This is a genomic window from Roseomonas aerilata DSM 19363, from assembly GCF_000711725.1.
GTDB lineage: Bacteria > Pseudomonadota > Alphaproteobacteria > Acetobacterales > Acetobacteraceae > Roseomonas > Roseomonas aerilata.
The window spans coordinates 1-19,021 of sequence record NZ_JONP01000025.1; the positions used below are offsets into that span (position 1 = coordinate 1).

Below are 19,021 nucleotides of genomic sequence, written 5' to 3' on the forward strand. Positions count from 1 at the left end.
GGAAGAGGGGCGCAATCCGCCGCACCTGAGCCCTCGTCAGCCAGAACAGATCAGCCATGCAGCACCTCCGGCCACCATGAAATCAGCCATCCAGATCAAGTGCCAGCTCTTAACGTGCGCCCCTAGAAGCGATCCGCCGGTTATGTGAGCCCGGCGGATCCATGGAGAGTTTTGGGATGGCGAGGAAGCACCACAAGCCGGAGGAGATCGTGGCGAAGCTGCGCCAAGTCGAGGTGCTGCTGGCGCAGGGGAAGTCAGCGGTCGAAGCCGTGCGGGTGATTGGGGTGACGGAGCAGACGTACTACCGCTGGCGCAGCGAGTACGGCGGTCTGAAGCTGGACCAGGTGAGACGGCCAAAGGTGCTGGAACAGGAGAACGGCAGGCTTCGCCGGGCGGTGGCGGACCTCACCCTGGAGAAGCTGGCGCTGAAGGAAGCCGCCTTGGGAAACTGGTGAGCGCCGCGCGTCGTCGGGCCTGTGTCAGGCACGTCACGGGCAAGCTCGACGTCTCGGAGCGGTTTGCCTGCCGGGTGCTGGGGCAGCACCGGACCGTGCAGCGCAGGACGCTCCGGGTGGCTGACGACGAGGCGGCGCTGAGGGAGAGTATCATCGACCTGGCGCGGCAGTATGGGCGCTACGGATACCGGCGGATCACGGCCCTGCTGCGGGCCGAGGGTTGGTGCTGCAACCACAAGAGGGTCGAGCGCATCTGGCGCGCGGAGGGGCTGAAGGTGCCCGCCCGGCAACCCAGGCGTGGTCGGCTCTGGCTAAACGACGGTTCCTACGTGCGGCTGCGGCCGGAGCGGCCGAACCATGTCTGGGCTTACGACTTCGTCGAGGACCGGACGCGCGATGGCTGCAAGCTGCGGATGCTTAACGTAGTCGACGAGTACACCCGGGAGTGCCTCGCGATCCGGGTGGCGCGCAGGCTCGGGGCGGCGGACGTGATCGATGTCCTCTCCGACCTGTTCATCCTGCGCGGCACCCTGGGCCACGTGCGGTCCGACAATGGGCCGGAGTTCGCCGCCACCGCGGTGAAGGGCTGGATCACCGGCGTCGGCGCAAAGACGGCGTTCATCGAACCGGGCAGTCCCTGGGAGAACGGCTATGTCGAGAGCTTCAACGGCAAGCTCCGGGACGAGCTGCTGAACGCGGAGGTGTTCAACACGCTGGCCGAGGCGAAGGTGCTGATCGAGGGCTGGCGTAGGCACTACAACACCGTCCGGCCGCACTCCTCGCTCCACTACCGACCACCCGCGCCGGAGGTGCTCTTGACGCCGCGCGTACCATCACCAGCAGGACGCCTCCCCTCCAGAACAGGCCGACCTGCTGCGGCCACGCCTGGTCGACATGATCGATGGACGGCACGAGCTGGTCCGGCTGGCGGCACTGATCGATTGGGGCTGGTTCGAGCAGGAATGGGCTGGGTTCTTTCCCGCCGGTGAGGGGCGGCCCGCCATCCATCCGCGCCTAGTGGCCGGGCTGATGTACCTGCAGCACGCCTACGGCCTTTCCGACGAGGCGGTGCTCGCCAGCTGGGTAGAGAACCCGTACTTCCAGCACTTCACTGGCGAGACCGTCTTCCAGCACCGCCCGCCCATTCACCCCTCCTGGCTCAGCCGCTGGCGCGGCCGCATCGGTGAGGAGGGGGTGGAGTGGCTGCTGACCAAAAACATCGAGGCGGGCCGGGCCTCGGGTGCCGTGACGCCGCGCAGCCTGTCCGAGATCGCGGTGGACACCACCGTGATGGAGAAGGCCATCGCGCATCCGACCGACAGCCGCCTCTACGAGAAGGCGCGCCGCTCGCTGGTAACGCTGGCTGAGAGGGCGGGCATTCGGTTGCGGCAGAACTACAACCGCAAGGCTCCGCGCCTGGCAGCCCAGGCTGGGCGTCACGCCCATGCCCGGCAGTTCCGGCGCATGCGCAAGGCGCTGCGCACGCTTAAGGGCTACACGGGACGCGTCCTGCACGACATCGGCCGCAAGCTCGGCGCCATCCCCGAGGGAGGGCTGCGGAGGCAGATGGAGCAACGCATCGCGCTCGTCACCCGCCTGCTGCGGCAGACACCCAAGAGCGCGGGCAAGCTCTACGCCCTGCACGAGCCCGAGGTCGAGGTCGACTGCATCGCCAAGGGCAAGGCGCGGGTGCGCTACGAGTTCGGCACCAAGGTCAGCATCGCCACCACGCTTGCTGGCGGCTTTGTCGTTGGCATGCGCTCCATGCCGGGCAACCCCTATGACGGCCACACCCTTCCCGACGCCCTCCAGCAGGTCGAGACCCTCACCGGGCAGCTCCCCACCCTTGCCGTGGTCGACCGTGGCTACCGCGGCCATGGCGCCCACGGCACGACGGTGCTCGTCAGCGGCACGCGTCACGGCCTCACGCCACGCTTGCGCAAGCTCCTGCAGCGACGCAGCGCCATCGAGCCCGAGATCGGCCACATGAAGTCCGACGGACGCCTCGCCCGATGCGCCCTCAAGGGCACCATCGGTGATGCCCTCTACGCCGTGCTCTGCGGGTGCGGGCACAACATCCGCAAGATCCTCGCCTACCTCAGGGCCCTTTCGCTCGCCCTCCTTGCCGCCCTCAACCAGGCAATGGGCCAGCCAGACCACCAGCCGCTTACGGTCCAGACAGCCTGAAGAGGTTAGTCAAGGCCGACTACGTAGGAGAGCATCGCCAAGACGCCTGCGACGGAGCACAAGAAAGTCTCACTATGGGTGTGATTGTAGGGTGGGATCGCTGAACCGCCCAAAATAGCAACAAAGTGAATTTCAGCTGGCGTCCCGTACGGGATTCGAACCCGTGTTGCAGCCTTGAAAGGGCCGCGTCCTAGGCCTCTAGACGAACGGGACAGGCCGGAGCCCACCTGAGAGGGGGCGGGGCGTCACTACAATGCCAGGGCGTCGGCGTCCAGCACCTACGTCGGATGCGTCAGAGGGCGAGCGGGATATCGGGCGGTACCAGCGGCGCCCGCGGCGACGGGGCAGAGGCGGGGGCGGCCGCTGGCTCCGGCTCGCCCCTGGCTGGGGTTCCCGCGGGGGGCGCGCCACCGGCCGGCGTCCCGGACGCCGCCGCAGCAGGGGCCGGCGTGCTGGTGGCTGCGGGTGGATCGGCCCGCACGGGTGCCTCCACCACCGCGGGGGCTTGGCCGGCGGGCTTGGCCGCCACGGGATCAGCCACCGTGTAGTCAGGCACGATTCGCGCCTGGGCGCCGGCGATCACGAGCACCTTCTGCCCGATCGGCAGAGGCGGCACGTCACGCTGAGTAACGTTCACCAGCTCCCCGTTCGTGCGGCGGACGATGTATTCGGTGCCGCGGTTGTCGTTCACCACGCGCTCGGTCGCCGTACCCAACAAGCCGCCGACGAGGCCGCCACCAACCCCGGCCAGGGCGGAGGTCAGGTGGCTGCCAGTCGCGGCGCCGCCGACGATGCCGCCGGCCGCCGCGCCCACCGCCGCACCCGTCGCGCCGTCGGCGGAGATCGCGACCTCGCGCGCGCCGATGATGACGCCCTGCTGCACCGGGTTCACCTGCTGCACCGCGCGCGTGGCATAGGTATCGGCCGAGTAGCTGTTGCCACAGCCGGCGAGGAGCAGGAGGGGGAGCAGGAAACGGGCAGGCGGCATGGGCACTCCGCGGTCTGTGCGGCGCGGGGTCCCGCGCCGCCCCAGGGGTCGGTGGGGGCTCAGGGAGGCGAGTTAAAGCCATGCGGGGCTGCGAACAACCCGGAACCCCTCGATTGACTCCTCAGGCCGGGGCTGCATCCTGCACATGAAGGCAGGTCGAGACCTCGCCATTCCAGCTCTCCGCCCGCAGCACCCCGCAGAGATGCAGCGGCACCTTGCGCGGTCCCAGGAGGAGATCCGCAAGCGGCCCCTCCTTCGCGCGGAAGGCCACGGCCTTCAACCGCGCACCCCCCTCCCCTTCCAGGAAGAGGCGGATGGTCGCGCCCTCCTTACCCACCCGGTCCGCGCGCACCACGCGGGCGTGGCGCAGGGCGAAGAGCGGTTCCTCGTTGCCGGTGCCGAAGGGGGCGAGGCGGGCGACCTGCTCCGCCATGGCCGTGTTGGCAGCGGCGACGCTGAGCGTGCCCTCCACCACCAGAGCCGCCGCATCCGGCAGCTCGGCCGCGCGCGAGAGACGGTCGTTGAGGAAGGCGCGAACCTCCGGCAGTCGCTCTGCGCGGAAGGAAAGTCCCGCGGCCATGGCGTGGCCGCCGCCTGTCAGCAGCAGGCCCGCCTGGCGCGCCGCGATGACAGCCGCGCCCAGGTCGATGCCGGGCACGGAGCGGCCAGAACCTTTGGCGACGCCGTCCGAGAGGCCCGCGACGATGGCGGGGCGGTTGAAGCGCTCCTTCACCCGTCCCGCGACGATGCCGACGACGCCGGGGTGCCACCCCTCCCCCAGGATGAGCAGCACGGGGTCGCCGGCGGCCGCGGCGGCCTCGGCCATGCGAAGGGCGGTTTCCATCACCTCCGCCTCCACCTCCTGGCGGCGGCGGTTCGTGGTGTCGAGGCGCTCGGCCATGGCGCGGGCCTCGAGCGGGTCCTCCTCCAGCAGAAGGCGGAGGGCTAGGTCGCTCTCCCCGATACGCCCGGAAGCGTTGAGGCGTGGGCCGAGGCCGAAGCCGAGGGACTGGGCGCTGGGGATGTCCTTCACCCCTGCCACCTCGAGCAGGGCGGCCACGCCCGGGCGGGCGCGGCGGGCCATGACGCGCAGGCCCTGGGCGACGAGCGCGCGGTTGAGGCCGGTGAGGGGCATCACGTCGCAGACGGTGGCAGTCGCGACGAGGTCCAGCAGGTCGAGCAGGGGCGGCTCGGCGCGGCTCTCGAAAAAGCCGGCCTTGCGAAGGCTGCGGTGGAGCGCGACCGCCGTCATGAAGCAGATGGCGCCGGCGCAGAGCGTGCGAAGGCCAGAGTCGCAGTCCAGCCGGTTCGGGTTCACCGTGGCCAGGACTGGCGGCGGCGGGCCCTCGGCCTTGTGGTGGTCCAGCACCACCACGTCCGCCCTTCCTTGCGCCGCCGCCAGCGCGTCATGGGCGGCGATGCCGCAGTCCACGCAGACGATGAGCGTCGCGCCACCATCGCAGAGAGCTGCGATGGCCGGCGCGTTGGGGCCGTAGCCCTCCTTGATGCGGTCCGGCACGTAGTGGGTGACGATGGCGCCGAGGTCGCGCAGGACGCGCGTGATCAGCGCGCCCGCGCAGGCGCCGTCCGCGTCGTAGTCGGCGAAGACCGCGACCCGCTCCCCTGCACGCACGGCCCCAGCCAGGCGTTCGGCCGCGCGGTCCATGTCGCGCAGGCAGGAGGGGTCGGGCATGGCGGCGCGCAGCCGCGGCTCAAGGAAGTCGGCTGCGTTCTCCACGCCTACGCCGCGTGCCGCGAGAAGGCGGCCGACGAGTTCCGGCACCGCCAGGCGCTGGGCGATGGCGAGGCCCGTACGGGCGTCGCCATCGCGCCAGATCCAGCGGCGGCCGGTGGCGCTGCGCGTGACGCCGAGGACGGCGTCCGGGTGCGGAAGGTCAGGCAACGAAGACGTTCGGCTTGATGCTGAAGTTGTGGTGCCCCTCGATGTAGCGGACCGTGCCGGTCTTGCTGCGCATGACGATCGAGTGGGTGACTGCGCTGGTGGCCGTGCGCCGCACGCCGCGCAGCATCGCGCCCGTGGTGACGCCGGTCGCCGAGAACATCACATCGCCGCGGGCCATGTCCTCGACGTTGAAGATGCGGTCGGGGTCGGTGATGCCCATGGACTTCGCGCGCTCCCGCTGGGTGTCGTCCTCGTAGATGAGGCGGCCCTGCATCTGGCCGCCAATGCAGCGCAGCGCGGCCGCCGCCAGCACGCCCTCGGGCGCGCCGCCCCAGCCGATATACATGTCCACGCCCGCTTCAGGCTGGGAGCAGGCGACGACGCCGGCCACGTCTCCGTCCGGAATGAGCATGATGCGCGCGCCAGCCTCGCGGCAGGCGCGGATGATCTCCTTGTGGCGGTCGCGGTCGAGCGTGCAGACGACGAGATCCTCGATCGAGGCCTTCTTCGCCTGGGCGAGGTTCCGGAGGTTCTCCTTCGGGCTGGCGTCGATATGCACCACGCCCTCCGGCAGGCCCGGGCCGACCGCCAGCTTGTCCATGTAGATGTCAGGGGCGTGCAGGAAGCCACCCTTCTCCGCGACGGCCAGGGTCGCGATGGCGTTGGGCATGCCGCGGGCGCAGATGGCGGTGCCCTCCAGCGGGTCCACCGCGATGTCCACCTCGGGGCCGCCGGAGCCGACCTTCTCGCCGATGTAAAGCATCGGCGCCTCGTCCATCTCACCCTCGCCGATCACCACGGTGCCGGTGATGGCGACGCTGTCGAAGGCGCGGCGCATGGCGTCCACCGCCGCGCCGTCGGCGCTGTTCTTATCGCCGCGCCCGATCCAGCGGGAGGCGGAGATGGCGGCGGCCTCCGTCACGCGGACGAGCTCCATCGCCAGGTTGCGGTCGCTCTGCAGGGGGGCGTCGGGGTTGATGCTCATGGCGTTTCGATCCGGATGAGGGCGGGGGGTTCGAGCACGGCGTCGAGGGCGGCGATGCGGGCCAGCGCCTCGCGCATCGCGACCTCTCGCGCCTCATGCGTGGTGACGACGACCGGCACGGCCTCGCCGGGCGCGCGGCCGCGCTGGAGCATGGATTCAAGGGAGATCCCGGCGTCGCGCAGGACGCCGGTCACGTCCGCGATCACGCCGGGGCGGTCCACCACCATCAGGCGCAGGTAGTAGGCGCCCGAATGGCGCTCCATCCCGACCGAGGGCAGCGCGGAAAAGGATTCGGCACCCCAGACGGGGGTGTGGCGGCCGCGGGCGATGTCGATGAGGTCGGACACGACGGCGCTGGCCGTGGGGCCGGCGCCGGCGCCGCGGCCGACGAGAACCACGCGGCCGACATGGTCGCCCTCCGCCACCACGGCGTTGAAGACGCCGTCCACGGTGGCCACGGGGTGGCTCGCCGGTACCATGCAGGGGTGCACGCGCGTCTCGACGCCCACTTCCGAGCAGGAGGCGATGCCCAGCAGCTTGATGCGGTAGCCGAGTTCCTCGGCAAGGCGGATGTCGAGCGCGGAGACGGCACGGATGCCCTCCACGTGCACCGCGCCGAAATCGACGGGGCGGCCGAAGGCGAGGGCCGCGAGGATGGCCAGCTTGTGGGCGGCGTCGATGCCGTCCACATCGAAGGTCGGGTCGGCTTCCGCGTAGCCGAGCTTCTGCGCCTCGCTCAGCGCCTCCGCGAACTCCCGCCCCCGCTCGCGCATCTGCGTCAGGATGTAGTTGCAGGTGCCGTTCAGGATGCCGGTGACGCGGGAGATGCGGTTGCCCGCCAGCCCCTCGCGGATGGCCTTGATGGCGGGGATGCCGCCGGCCACCGCCGCCTCGAAGGCGAGCGGGACGTTGGACCGGGCGGCCAGCTCCGCCAGCTCGGCGCCGTGTATCGCGAGCAGCGCCTTGTTGGCGGTGACCACGGGCTTCCCGGCCGCGAGCGCCGCCTGGATCAACGCGCGGGCCGGGCCCTCGCTGCCGCCGATGGTTTCCACCACCACGTCCACCGCGGGGTCGTTCGCCAGCGCCACGGGATCGTCATACCAGCGCAGGCCGTCGAGGCTGATGCCGCGGTCGCGCGTGCGGTCGCGGGAGGAGACTGCGGTGACGGCGATGCGCCGGCCCGCGCGGGCAGCCACGATCTCCGCGTTCCCGCGCAGCAGGCCGAGCACGCCCGCACCAACCGTGCCGAGGCCGGCGACGGCAACCGCAAGAGGACGGGTCATGCGCGGACGGCGTCCTCTTTCACGGCCTCGTCCATGGCGGGCGCGGCGTTGTCCCCTTGCAGGAAGCCGCGGATGCCGCGCAGGCCCTGGCGGATACGGTGGTTGTTCTCGACGAGGGCGATGCGGACGTGATCGTCCCCGTGCTCGCCGAAGCCGATGCCCGGCGCCACCGCCACCTTCGCCCGGGCGAGCAGCAGCTTGGAGAACTCGACGCTGCCGAGATGCTTGAAGCGCTCCGGGATCGGCGCCCAGATGAACATGGAGGCCTCCGGCGAGGGCACTTCCCAGCCGGCCTGCCGCAGGCCCTTCACCAGCACGTCGCGTCGGTCCTTGTAGAGGGCGCGCATCTCCGCAATGCAGTCCTGCGGGCCGTTCAGCGCGGCCGTAGCGGCCACCTGGATCGGCGTGAAGGCGCCGTAGTCGAGGTAGGACTTCACGCGCGTCAGCGCCGCGATCAGCTTCGGGTTGCCCACCGCGAAGCCCATGCGCCAGCCCGGCATGTTGTAGGTCTTGGACATGGAGGTGAACTCCACCGCCACGTCCCTCGCCCCCTCGACCTCCAGCACGGAGGGGGGCGGGGTGGTGCCGTAGTACAGCTCCGCATAGGCGAGGTCGGAGAGGATGTAGATCTCGTGCTTGCGGCAGAAGGCGACCAGCTCGCGGTAGAACTCGATGCTGGCGACGAGCGCCGTCGGGTTCGACGGGAAGTTGACGATGACGGCCGTGGGCTTGGGCACGGAGTGGCGGACGGCACGGTCGATCGCGCGCAGCATCTCGTCGTCGGGCGTATAGGGGATCGAGCGCACGGAGGCGCCGGCGATCAGAAAACCGAACTGGTGAATCGGGTAGGACGGGTTCGGCACGAGGATGGTGTCGCCCGGGGAGGAGATGGCCTGGGCAAGGTTCGCCAGCCCCTCCTTGCTGCCGAGGGTCGCGATCACCTCGGTCTCCGGGTCCAGCTTCACGCCGAAGCGGCGGGCGTAATAGGCCGCGTGGGCCTTCCGCAGGCCGGGAATGCCCTTGGAGGCGGAGTAGCGGTGCGTGCGCGGGTCCTGCACGGCCTCGATCAGCTTCGCCACGATATGCGGCGGCGTCGGGCTGTCGGGGTTGCCCATGCCGAGGTCCACCACGTCCTCTGCCGCGCCGCGGGCCTTGGCCTTGGCGGCGTTGACCTCCGCGAAGACATAGGGCGGCAGGCGGCGGATGCGGTGGAACTCGTCGGTCATGGTCCGGGTGCTCGGCGTTCTGTTCTTCGGGTCGTGGGGATCGAGAATAGCGGGGGCGGTCAGCGCCCGCGAGGCGCGATGGACGGGAAGCTGGGTGGCGCGGCGAGATCGGGTGCCGCGGGGGCGGAGAGCGTGGGCGGCGGGCCCTCGGGCGCCTCCTCCTCAATGCGGGGCGCCTGGGTGCCGGGCAGGAGGAGGGTGGCGGGCCCGGCGGCGATGCGCGGCGCGGCGGAGAGGCGCGCCGGTGCCGGCGGCTCCGCGGGAACGGCCGCCAAGCCTTCCGTCGCAGGGCGGTCGGGCACCGGGGCGCCCGGCACGATCGGGGCCGCCGCCGCCGCGCGGTTGGCGGCCAGGAGGGTGGACAGTTCCGCCCGCGCGCTTGACGGCCCGCGGGAGGGGCGCTGCGGCACCGTGGCGAGGTTCGGGGAGCCCTTGTCGAGTCCGGGCGGCAGGGGGCGGCCCGCGAGAGCCTCGCCGTTGATCTGGCGGTAGAACTCGAAGACGCTCTCGCCCGGCGAGCCGATGCAGCCGCCAAGCACCGTCGCCAGGGCAAGCGATGCGCCGAGGGCGGCAACCTGAACCCGGCGGGGGTGCGCTTGTCTCGCCCCACCCAGGTCCCTAGCTTCGATGAACCGGCTGGCATCCGACCGGGACGGCATGGCCCTCTCTCGCATCGCACGCTCCTCTCTCCGGGGGGTTTGCCGCAGAATGACCGCCGGCGGAAGCCACGTAACGAGAGCTCGACCGGCTGCCTCACCAGGCGGCCGGGCAGAGGGGAGGAAAGCCAGGCATGAGCGACAAGCGGAAGAGCGGCCGAACTCCGTCGGAAGTCGCCCAGTCGGGTGCGGAGGCGCTCGGCGCGACCACGCAGGGCAGCCCGCCCGCGCCGGTGGTGGCGAAGGCCGTGCCGAAGGGCCAGCGGGTAAAGGCGCCGGTGGCCCAGGCCGAGAAGGCCGCGCCCCCCGCCCCGGCACCCGGCACGCCCCAGGGTAAGGCCGCCGCACCCGTGCCGCTGCTGCCAGAGGAAGACCAGCAAGCCCCGATGGTGCGGGCCAACCCACCCGGCGCGCCGACGCCCGCGGCGGAGCTCGAGGCCTCGCGCATTGCCATGGCGGTCGCGGCCTCCTCCCCCTTGCCCGAACTGCATGCGCCGGCCGCGAAACGGCCGGAGCCGAAGGCCGAGGCGCCCGCCGCGGTGGCGGCGCCCAGCGCCGAAGTCCCGCACTCAGCCTCGGCACCCGCCGAGCCGCCCCCCTCCCCCGCCGCGCTTGCGTCGGCTCCGCCGCCGGCTGCCCCGAAGGAGGTGCCGACCCTGCCGGCCGAGACGCCTAACTTCCGCCTGCCCGACCCTGCGGTCGTCACCCGCACCATGGCGGACGTGGCCGAGCGCGGGCAGCGACTGGTGGCCGAGTTCCTGCGCCGCCAGGCCCAGGCCGACGGCCGGCCCAGCGCGGACCCGCTCAACATCGGCAACGCCTTCCTCGAGATGACGACGCGGCTGATGTCCAACCCGGCCCGCCTCGTGCAGGCGCAGATCGGCTTCTGGCAGGACTACCTCACGCTCTGGCAGAACACCGCGCGCCGCATCATGGGCGGGCAGGCCGAGCCGGTGATTGCCGAGCGCAAGGGTGACAAGCGCTTCAAGGACGACGCCTGGCGCGAGAACGAGGTCTTCGACTTCATCAAGCAGTCCTACCTGCTCTCCTCCCGCTATTTCACCAACGTGGTGCAGGGGGCGGAGGGGCTGCCGCCGAAGACCGCCCAGAAGGTGGATTTCTACACGCGCCAGTTCGTGGACGCGATGAGCCCCACGAACTTCTGGATGACCAACCCCGAGGTGCTGCGCAGGACGGCCGAGACCGGCGGCGAGAACCTGCTTAAGGGCCTGTCGAACCTCCTGACGGACCTTGAGCGCGGGCACGGCAAGCTCCGCATCAACATGACGGACGAGAGCAAGTTCAAGATCGGCGAGAACATCGCGGTCACGCCCGGCAAGGTCGTGTACCGCAACGCACTGATGGAGCTGATCCAGTACACGCCGACCACCGAAACGGTGCTCAAGCGGCCGCTACTGATCCTGCCTCCCTGGATCAACAAGTTCTACATCCTTGACCTCCGCCCGAAGAACTCCTTCGTGCGCTGGGCGGTCTCGCAGGGCCACACGGTCTTCGTCTGCTCCTGGGTGAACCCGGACGAGACGCTGGCCGAGATGGGCTTCGACGACTACATGCGCCTCGGCCCCTATGCCGCGCTAGACGCCATCCAGCAGGCGACGGGGGAGCGGCAGATCAATGCGATCGGCTACTGCCTCGGCGGTACGTTGCTCGCCTCGACCCTCGCGCATATGGCGAAGAAGGGGGACGACAGGATTGCCTCCGCCACCTTCTTCACGACGATGCTCGACTTCGAGGAGGCCGGCGAGCTCGGCGTCTTCATCGACGAGGAGCAGCTACAGGCCATCGAGGCGAAGATGAGCCAGCGCGGGTTCCTGGAGGGGTCGGAAATGGCCGACACCTTCAACATGCTGCGCGCCAACGACCTCATCTGGTCCTTCGTCGTGCAGAACTACCTGCTGGGGCAGGAGCCATTCCCCTTCGACCTGCTGTTCTGGAACGGCGATTCCACGCGCATGCCGGCGAAGATGCACTCCTTCTACCTGCGGCGGATGTACCAGCAGAACGACCTTGTGAAGCCCGGCGGGGTCGAGTTGGACGGGGTGGCGCTGGATCTGCGCGACATCAAGGTGCCGTCCTACTTCCTGGCCACGCGCGAGGACCACATCGCGCCCTGGAAGAGCAGCTACAAGGCGACGCACCTCTTCTCCGGGCCGTTGCGCTTCGTGCTCGCGGCGTCCGGGCATATCGCGGGCGTGGTGAACTCCCCGGACAGCGGCAAGTACAGCCACTGGGTGCGCGACGGCGCCTTTCCCGAGAAGCCCTCCGATTGGTTCGAGACGGCCACCGAGCTTGCGGGCTCCTGGTGGCCGGACTGGCAGCGCTGGGTGACGGCGCAGGACCGCACCATGGTTCCCGCCCGCCAGCCGGGCGAAGGCGGCCTTCCCGCGCTGGAGGACGCGCCCGGTAGCTATGTGAAGGTGATGGCAGGCGACTGAGCGGCCGGCGCCGGTAACTCCGGGGAGAGGGAGAAAGGACTCCTTCCCTTCCCGGCCGTGTCAGAACGCCAGGGGGATAGGCCCGCGCCCGCCGCGGTCGGCCGGCACGGGCGTGTCGAAGTCGGCGCTCCAGCCGTTCGTCTCGTCCAGGACGCGCACGCGCTCAGCAAGGTAGGTCGTGGAAATCTCGCCCTGCGGCAGCGGGCCGGGATCGCTGAGGCGAAGCAGGGTCGCATCTCCGCCGCGGGGAAACAGGCTCCTTGGCAGGGCCGCCGCGGCCGCCGCCCGGTTCCCGCTCCGCAGGGCCCGATAGGCCGCGGCAAGGGCCGCCGCGAGGCGCGGCGAATCGGCGAGCGGATCGGCCCCGAGGGCGCCGCGCATCTCATCGCGCGCGAGGCCGATGCCGGCGCGGGCATCGGGAGGCACGGGGCTCCAGCGCGGCCTGTTCAACTCCACCGCCATCCACTCCATCAGCCCGGCAGCCTGCGCGATGCGGCCCGGCTCGTCCTTGATGCCATTGCTGGCGCCGAGCATGTCCTGCGCCATGACGTTCACGGCGGCACGGCCGGGTTCCTGCTCCGGCGGGAGCAGGCCTGGCGGGACAGGCCAGGAGATGTTCGGCCGCTGGAGCTCCGCGCAGCCGCCGAGCCCGGCCATGCCCAGCACGGCCGGGGAGGCGAGAATAAGAAGGGCGCGGCGTCGCGTCATGGGGGCATCCGGAGGCATGAGGTGGGCAGGATGCCCTGCGCCGGCCGCGCCGTCACCCGAGGGACCGGTCACTGGAACTGCCGGTCGTCGCTGCGGCCGAACTCGATGTCGCGCTGGGCGCGCCGGGTGGCGGTATTCGCCTGGGGCAGCCGGGTGATGGTGCCGAGGCGCTCCAGCGTGTCCGGCGAGAAGACCGGGGGCGCCAGGGCGGCTGCCGCCGCGGCCCGGTCGCCGCGCGCAAGGGCGGCCGCCGCGGCCTCCATGCCATTCATCACGGCCACGCCCGGAGCATCGATCCCGATGCCAAGGTAGCGCCGTACCTCGTAGCGGGCCGCGCTGAGGGCGGCGGGGGTGCCGGCACTGAAGTTGAAGAAGCTACGGTCGGCGCCGACCGCGAGCGTGGTCCATTCGAGGCGGCTGACCGCGACGGCGGCGTCCGCGGGCTTGCCGAGGAGGACGCCCGTGTTGCCGAAGGCCTCCGCCGCGCCGCTGATGGCGTTGCGCTCGGGGGTCTGCCCGCCGTGGCCGGCGAGCGGCGGCACGGGCGGTACAGGACCGGAGTAGGGCACCGCGCAAGCGCCGAGAATGAGGGTCAAGCCGAGGCAGAGCGCGGTGCGTCGCATGGTCCGTTTCCTATTCGAGGCTGGCGCGGTGTTCCTTCGCCAGTTCGGCGTAGTGGGGCGCGGTCCGGTCCCAGCCGGCCCGCTCCTCCGCAGACATGGTGCGAACCAGCCGGGCGGGAGCCCCCAGCCACAATTCGTTGCGGCGGATCACCTTGCCCGGGGAGAGAAGCCCGCCGGCGCCGAGCATCCCGCCCTCCTCGATCACCGCTTTGTCCAGCACGGTGGCGCCCATGCCGACGAAGGCGCGGTCCTCCAGGGTGCAGGCGTGGATGATGCAGGCGTGGCCAACCGTGACGTCCGCGCCGAGGACCGCCGGCATGGTGCCCGCATTCACGTGGACGATGGTGCCGTCCTGGATATTCGTGCGCGGGCCGATCCGGATGAAGTTCGTGTCCCCGCGCAGCACGCAGCCGTACCAGACGCTGGCATCCTCTCCCAGTTCCACGTCGCCGATCACTGAGGCGGTGGGGGCGACGAAGGCGGTAGGGTGGATCGAGGGCCACTTGCCCTTGAAGGGGAAAAGCGGTCCGCTCATGCCGCACGCTCCAGTTGGTTGGCTCCGGAGAGGCCGAGCATCAGGTTCATGTTCTGCACCGCAGCGCCCGAGGCGCCCTTGCCGAGGTTGTCGAGGCGGGCGACGAGCACCGCTTGGCCGCGCGCCTCATTTCCGTAGACGCGCAGCTCAACGAGGTTCGTGTTGTTCAGCGCCTCCGGCTCCAGCTTGCCGCCGGGCTCGGCGGGCACCACGCGGACGAATTCCTGCCCGGCGTAGTAGGCCGAGATCGCGCTCTCCAGCGCGGCCGGCGAGGGGCGGCCGCTCAGCAGGTCGAGGTGCAGGGGCACGGAGACGAGCATCCCCTGGCGGAAGTCGCCGACGCTGGGCACGAAGATCGGGCGGCGCGTCAGGCCGGAATAGTGCTGCAGCTCCGGCAGGTGCTTGTGCTCGAGGCCCAGGCCGTAGAGCTCGAAGGCCGGCGCATCGTCCGCTTCCTCGAAGGCGGCGATCATCGACTTGCCGCCACCGGAGTAGCCGGAGACGGCATTCACCGTGACGGGGTAGTCGCGCGGCAGCAGCCCGGCCTCTACCAGAGGGCGGAGAAGCAGGATGCCGCCGGTGGGGTAGCAGCCGGGATTCGCCACGCGGGCGGCGGCGGCGATCTTGGCGGCCTGGTCCGGCGCGAGTTCTGGGACGCCATAGACCCACTCCGGGTTCACCCGGTGCGCGGTGGAGGCGTCGAGCAGCCGGGGCGCCCGCTCCCCGAGGCCCGCCGCGACGTCCGTCGCCTCCTTCGCCGCCGCATCGGGCAGGCAGAGGATCACGAGGTCCACCTCGGCGAAGAGGTCGCGCTTGGCAGCGGCGTCCTTGCGGTGCTCGGGCGGCAGGGAGCGCAGGACGAGGTCCGGTCGGCCCTGAAGGCGCTCGACGATTTGCAGGCCGGTCGTGCCGGCCTCGCCATCGATGAAGACGCTCGGGATGCTGCCTTGGGCCATCTTGCTCTCCTGACTCCCGCCCTGGGGAGGGAACGGATTGGGACTTGGGGTAGGCGGAAACGCAAGAGGGGCAGCCCCTGCGGGCCGCCCCTCCTGATGAACAGTCCAGAACGGACCGGCGTGAAGCCGGCCCGCCGGCTTCAGCGCTTGCTGAACTGGAAGGAACGTCGGGCCTTCGGCTTGCCGTACTTCTTCCGCTCGACCACGCGCGGGTCGCGGGTCAGGAAGCCAGCCTTCTTAAGGATCGGGCGCAGGCCCGGCTCATAGTTGGTCAGCGCGCGGGAGAGGCCGTGGCGCACCGCGCCGGCCTGGCCGGAAAGGCCGCCGCCGACGACCGTGCACATCACGTCGAACTGCTGGTAGCGGTCGGCCACCAGGAAGGGCTGGGCGATCAGCATCCGCAGCACCGGGCGCGCGAAATACTTCGAGGCCGGCTTGTCGTTGATCGTGACCGTGCCCTTGCCCGGCATGATCCAGACGCGGGCGATGGCGTTCTTGCGGCGGCCGGTCGCGTAGGCGCGGCCGAGGCTGTCGCGCTTGGGCTCACGCGTGATCGCCGCGGACTCGGGGCTGGCGGGGGTGCCGGCGACGAGGTCCTTGAGGTCGGCGAGGGAGGTGGCGGTGGTGGCGTTCGTCTCGCTCATGCTCAGGCGGCCTTCTTCGCGACGGCGAGGTTCTTGCGGTTCATCGCGCCCACATCCAGCGGCTGCGGCGACTGGCCGGCATGCGGGTGCTCGGCGCCGGCATAGACGTGCAGGTTGCGCATCTGGGCGCGGCCGAGATTGTTGCGGGTGATCATCCGCTCCACCGCCTTCTCGAGCACGCGCTCGGGGAAGCGACCCTCAAGGCCGGCACGGATCGTGCGACCCTTGATGCCGCCGGCGTAGCCGGTGTGCCAGTAGAAGACCGACTGCTCGGCCTTGTTGCCGGTCACGCGCACGCGCTTGGCGTTGATGATCACGACGTGGTCGCCGCAATCGACATGGGGGGTGAAGGTGGGCTTGTGCTTGCCACGCAGCCGGTCCGCCACGATGGCGGCGAGGCGGCCGAGGACGAGGCCGTCGGCGTCGATGAGGATCCAGTTCTTCTGGACCTCCGCCGGCTTGATCGAGCGGGTCTGGGTTTGCAGCATGATCCGTGTGTTCAGTCAGAAATGTCGGCCGCATATGGCCGGGGCAGCCCGGCACGTCAAGGAAAAGATGTGTGGTAACATAATACCACAGCCTGCGGGGGCTCTGCCGCACCTCTTCGCAAGCGCCTTCTGATGCGCCGCTGGCTCCCCCTTCTCCTTCTGCCGTTGCTAGCGGCGCTGGTGCTGCTGCTGCCGCGCGCCGTGGTGCTGCCGCCGGCCTGGGACCCGTCCGCACCGCTCGACCTGCGGGCGCCGCCGGGGTTCCTCACGCGCTACAAGCTCTCCCGCATGGCTCGGGAGCCTGGGGCCTGCGCGGCGGCCTTCGCGCTTTCGGGCATCCCCCTCCACCAGCTTCCGCCCCAGCCGCTGCGGGAGGGCTGCGGCATCGTGGAGCCGGTGAGACTCGCGAGCGAGTTGCGCTTCCTGCCCTCAGCGCCGGTGGTGAACTGCCCGATCGCGGCGGCCTGGGTGGTGTTCGAGCGCCATGGGTTGCAGCCGGCCGCGCTCGCCTCCCTCGGGCAGCGGGTGACGGGGGTGCGGCACCTCGGCACCTATAACTGCCGCAACGTCTATGGCCAGGAGGGCGGCCGGCGCAGCCAGCACGCGACGGCGAACGCGATCGACATCGCGGGCTTCACCCTGGCGGATGGCCGCAGCGTGGGGCTGCCACGGGACTGGAACGCGCCGGATCAGGCGGGCGATTTCCTCCGCCGCGCGCGGGATGCGGCCTGTCGGGTCTTCGCGACCGTGCTCGGGCCGGACTACAACGCCGCCCATCGCGACCACTTCCACCTTGACCGCGGGGGCTGGGGAACATGCCGATGAGCACCGGGCCCATCGCCGTCATCGGCGCCTCCGGAAGGTCCGGACTGGCCCTCTGCCGCGCCCTGGCGGCCGAAGGGATCGGCTTCCTGCCGGTGGTGCGCCACGCGGAGCGATGGGCCTCGACGGGGATGCCGGGCGTGCCGCGGATCGCCGACCTGCGCGACCCCGACACTCTGCGGGCCGCGCTGGAAGGGGCGGCGCGCGTCGTCTCCTGCGCCCATGCGCGCCACGCGCCTGCCATCCTCGCCGCCGCCCCTCCCGCCGCGCCGCTTGTGCTGATGGGCAGCACCCGCCGCTTCTCCCAATGGCGCGACGACCATGGGGACGGGGTAAGGCAGGGCGAGGCGGCGCTGATGGAGAGCGGCCGGCCCGGCGTGATCTTGCACCCCACGATGATTTACGGCGCGGAGGGGGAGGACAACGTGCAGCGCCTGGCGGCCCTGCTCCGCCGCCTGCCGGTCGCCCCCCTGCCCGGCGGCGGGACCTCGCTCGTGCAGCCGATCCACCAGTCGGACGTCACGCGCTCCCTGATGGCAGCGCTGCGGCGACACTGGGAGGGGCCGGAGGCGGTGGTCGTGGCAGGACCGGGGCCGGTCCGCTACGCCGATTTCCTCCGCGCCGTCTGCCGGGCCGCCGGGTTCCGCCCGCCGCGCGTGGTGCCCTTGCCGCTCGGTCCGCTGCTGGCGCTGGTGCCGCTGCTGCGGGTGGTGCCCGGCCTGCCTCGTATCCGCGCGGCCGAGCTTCGCCGGCTGACCGAGGACAAGGCCTTCGACATCGGCCCGATGCGCGCGCTACTGGACGTGGAGCCGATCGGCCTGGATGAGGGTCTGGCCCTTACCTTCTCGCGCGGGGTTGCCTGAGCAGGGGCTTGGCACCCCGCCCCTGCCCGATCACCATCCGTCCCCTTTCGCCGCTGCCGGAGACCCCATGCCCATCATCAACCGTATCGCCGAGTTCCACGACGACATGACGGCCTGGCGCCGGGACTTCCACCAGCATCCCGAGCTGAACTTTCAGGAGGTGCGGACTTCCGGGATCGTTGCCGACAAGCTGCGCGAGTTCGGCTGCGACGAGGTGATCACGGGGATCGCGACCACTGGCGTGGTGGGCGTCATCCGCGGGCGCGGCGAGGGTGGGGCGATCGGCCTGCGCGCGGACATGGACGCGCTGCCGATCCACGAGGAATCGGGCGTGCCGCACGCCTCCCTCACCCCCGGCGTGATGCATGCCTGCGGGCATGACGGGCACACCGCCATGCTGCTCGGCGCCGCGCGCTACCTTGCGGAGACGCGGAACTTCTCCGGCACTGCCTACATGATCTTCCAACCCGCCGAGGAGATGGGCGGCGGCGGCGAGGTGATGGTGAAGGAGGGGCTGTTCGAGCGTTTCCCGATGGACCGCGTGTTTGGCCTGCACAACTGGCCGGGCGCGCCAGAGGGGACCTTCCTGTGGCGCGTCGGGCCGGTGATGGCGGCGGTGGCCGATATCCGCATCACCGTGACCGGCAAGGGCGCGCACGGGGCGATGCCGCACCAGGGGAACGACCCGATCGTCATCGCCTCCCAGATCGTGACGGCCTTCCAGTCCATCGTGGCGCGCAACGTGGAGCCGGTGGAGGCGGGCGTCATCACTATCGGGAAGATCGAGGGCGGCATGGCCTTCAACGTGATCCCCGAGGTGGTGAACCTGCGCGGCACCGCCCGCTGGTATTCGCCGGAGGTCGGCGACATTCTGGAGAACAAGGTCCGCTCCCTCGCCACCGGCATCGCCGCCGCCTACGGGGCCGAAGCGGAGGTGCATTTCGACCGAATGTACCCCGCGACCATCAACGAGGAGACGAGCACGGGCCTTGCCGCCGAGGCTGCGCGCGCCGTGGCCGGGGAGGCGAAGGTGCAACTCCTGCCCAAGCCGACCATGGGGGGCGAGGACTTCTCCTTCATGCTGAACGCGAAGGACGGCGCCTACCTCATGCTCGGCGCCGGCCGCACGCCGGAGGATCCGCAGGTCCACCACCCGCGATATGACTTCAACGACACGGTGCTGCCGCTCGGCGCCTCCTGGTGGGCGACAATGGTGGAGCGGCAGCTTCCCCGGCGGGGCTGA

At 70.8% G+C, this 19,021-nt stretch carries 17 protein-coding genes, 1 tRNA gene and 1 pseudogene; 6 read left to right on the plus strand and 13 right to left on the minus strand.

The window, feature by feature from the left end; genetic code table 11:
• Positions 1-176: 176 nt before the first annotated feature.
• Both BO39_RS21805 and BO39_RS21810 read left to right on the plus strand, forming a co-directional pair.
• Positions 177-1,315, plus strand: a pseudogene (locus BO39_RS21805) (IS3 family transposase); the annotation flags it as partial.
• A 34-nt stretch (positions 1,316-1,349) separates the two neighbouring features.
• Positions 1,350-2,642 carry an IS5 family transposase gene (locus tag BO39_RS21810; RefSeq protein ID WP_052402440.1) on the plus strand — a complete coding sequence of 431 codons (1,293 nt, stop codon included), beginning with the start codon at positions 1,350-1,352 and terminating at the stop codon, positions 2,640-2,642.
• Between the two features lie 137 nt (positions 2,643-2,779).
• On the opposite strand, the gene BO39_RS21815 is transcribed toward BO39_RS21810, so the two are convergent.
• From BO39_RS21815 to BO39_RS21845, 7 genes are all read right to left on the minus strand, one after another.
• A tRNA-Glu gene (locus tag BO39_RS21815) sits at positions 2,780-2,855 on the minus strand.
• A gap of 79 nt (positions 2,856-2,934) precedes the next feature.
• Entirely contained in the window at positions 2,935-3,630 is a 696-nt protein-coding gene (locus BO39_RS21820) for a hypothetical protein (protein WP_052402441.1), read from the minus strand.
• 121 nt (positions 3,631-3,751) lie between these two features.
• Positions 3,752-5,533, minus strand: coding sequence for a single-stranded-DNA-specific exonuclease RecJ (gene recJ / locus BO39_RS21825; RefSeq protein ID WP_043837477.1), 1,782 nt, complete (start codon positions 5,531-5,533; stop codon positions 3,752-3,754).
• Positions 5,526-6,518 (minus strand): class II fructose-bisphosphatase, encoded by a 993-nt coding sequence (gene glpX / locus BO39_RS21830; RefSeq protein ID WP_043837478.1) that lies wholly within the window; start codon positions 6,516-6,518, stop codon positions 5,526-5,528. Before glpX ends, recJ begins: the two co-directional genes overlap by 8 nt.
• Complete coding sequence (locus BO39_RS21835; protein ID WP_043837479.1) at positions 6,515-7,801, minus strand: homoserine dehydrogenase; 1,287 nt, start codon at positions 7,799-7,801, stop codon at positions 6,515-6,517. Before BO39_RS21835 ends, glpX begins: the two co-directional genes overlap by 4 nt.
• A complete protein-coding gene (locus BO39_RS21840) occupies positions 7,798-9,027 on the minus strand; it encodes an LL-diaminopimelate aminotransferase (protein ID WP_043837480.1) in 1,230 nt (409 codons plus the stop codon). Before BO39_RS21840 ends, BO39_RS21835 begins: the two co-directional genes overlap by 4 nt.
• Positions 9,028-9,086: 59 nt before the next feature.
• Positions 9,087-9,701 (minus strand): hypothetical protein, encoded by a 615-nt coding sequence (locus tag BO39_RS21845; RefSeq protein WP_156963822.1) that lies wholly within the window; start codon positions 9,699-9,701, stop codon positions 9,087-9,089.
• A gap of 638 nt (positions 9,702-10,339) precedes the next feature.
• On the opposite strand from BO39_RS21845, the gene BO39_RS21850 reads away from it, so the two are divergent.
• Positions 10,340-12,139 carry a PHA/PHB synthase family protein gene (locus tag BO39_RS21850; RefSeq protein WP_420493649.1) on the plus strand — a complete coding sequence of 600 codons (1,800 nt, stop codon included), beginning with the start codon at positions 10,340-10,342 and terminating at the stop codon, positions 12,137-12,139.
• Positions 12,140-12,199: 60 nt separating this feature from the next.
• On the opposite strand, the gene BO39_RS30305 is transcribed toward BO39_RS21850, so the two are convergent.
• From BO39_RS30305 to rplM, 6 genes are all read right to left on the minus strand, one after another.
• The gene (locus tag BO39_RS30305) at positions 12,200-12,847 is read right to left on the minus strand and encodes a hypothetical protein (RefSeq protein WP_052402442.1); all 648 of its coding nucleotides are present in this window, start codon (positions 12,845-12,847) and stop codon (positions 12,200-12,202) included.
• A 68-nt stretch (positions 12,848-12,915) separates the two neighbouring features.
• Positions 12,916-13,470, minus strand: coding sequence for a YdgH/BhsA/McbA family protein (locus tag BO39_RS21860; protein ID WP_043837483.1), 555 nt, complete (start codon positions 13,468-13,470; stop codon positions 12,916-12,918).
• A 10-nt stretch (positions 13,471-13,480) separates the two neighbouring features.
• Positions 13,481-14,005: a gamma carbonic anhydrase family protein gene (locus tag BO39_RS21865; RefSeq protein WP_043837486.1), complete on the minus strand. Its 525-nt coding sequence runs from the start codon at positions 14,003-14,005 to the stop codon at positions 13,481-13,483.
• Positions 14,002-14,961: an N-acetyl-gamma-glutamyl-phosphate reductase gene (argC, locus tag BO39_RS21870; RefSeq protein ID WP_043837488.1), complete on the minus strand. Its 960-nt coding sequence runs from the start codon at positions 14,959-14,961 to the stop codon at positions 14,002-14,004. The genes BO39_RS21865 and argC overlap by 4 nt, the downstream gene beginning before the upstream one ends.
• A 140-nt stretch (positions 14,962-15,101) precedes the next feature.
• The gene (gene rpsI, locus BO39_RS21875) at positions 15,102-15,605 is read right to left on the minus strand and encodes a 30S ribosomal protein S9 (RefSeq protein ID WP_043837491.1); all 504 of its coding nucleotides are present in this window, start codon (positions 15,603-15,605) and stop codon (positions 15,102-15,104) included.
• A 2-nt stretch (positions 15,606-15,607) separates the two neighbouring features.
• Positions 15,608-16,093 carry a 50S ribosomal protein L13 gene (rplM, locus tag BO39_RS21880; RefSeq protein ID WP_043837494.1) on the minus strand — a complete coding sequence of 162 codons (486 nt, stop codon included), beginning with the start codon at positions 16,091-16,093 and terminating at the stop codon, positions 15,608-15,610.
• A gap of 132 nt (positions 16,094-16,225) precedes the next feature.
• Here rplM and BO39_RS21885 point away from each other — a divergent pair, with 132 nt between their 5' ends.
• The 3 genes from BO39_RS21885 to BO39_RS21895 all read left to right on the plus strand — a co-directional run bounded on the left by BO39_RS21885 (position 16,226) and on the right by BO39_RS21895 (position 19,021).
• Positions 16,226-16,918, plus strand: a complete 693-nt coding sequence (locus BO39_RS21885) for an extensin-like domain-containing protein (RefSeq protein ID WP_043837496.1) — start codon at positions 16,226-16,228, stop codon at positions 16,916-16,918.
• Positions 16,915-17,778 carry an SDR family oxidoreductase gene (locus BO39_RS21890; RefSeq protein WP_043837498.1) on the plus strand — a complete coding sequence of 288 codons (864 nt, stop codon included), beginning with the start codon at positions 16,915-16,917 and terminating at the stop codon, positions 17,776-17,778. Before BO39_RS21885 ends, BO39_RS21890 begins: the two co-directional genes overlap by 4 nt.
• Positions 17,779-17,845: 67 nt before the next feature.
• Positions 17,846-19,021, plus strand: a complete 1,176-nt coding sequence (locus BO39_RS21895; protein WP_043837501.1) for a M20 aminoacylase family protein — start codon at positions 17,846-17,848, stop codon at positions 19,019-19,021.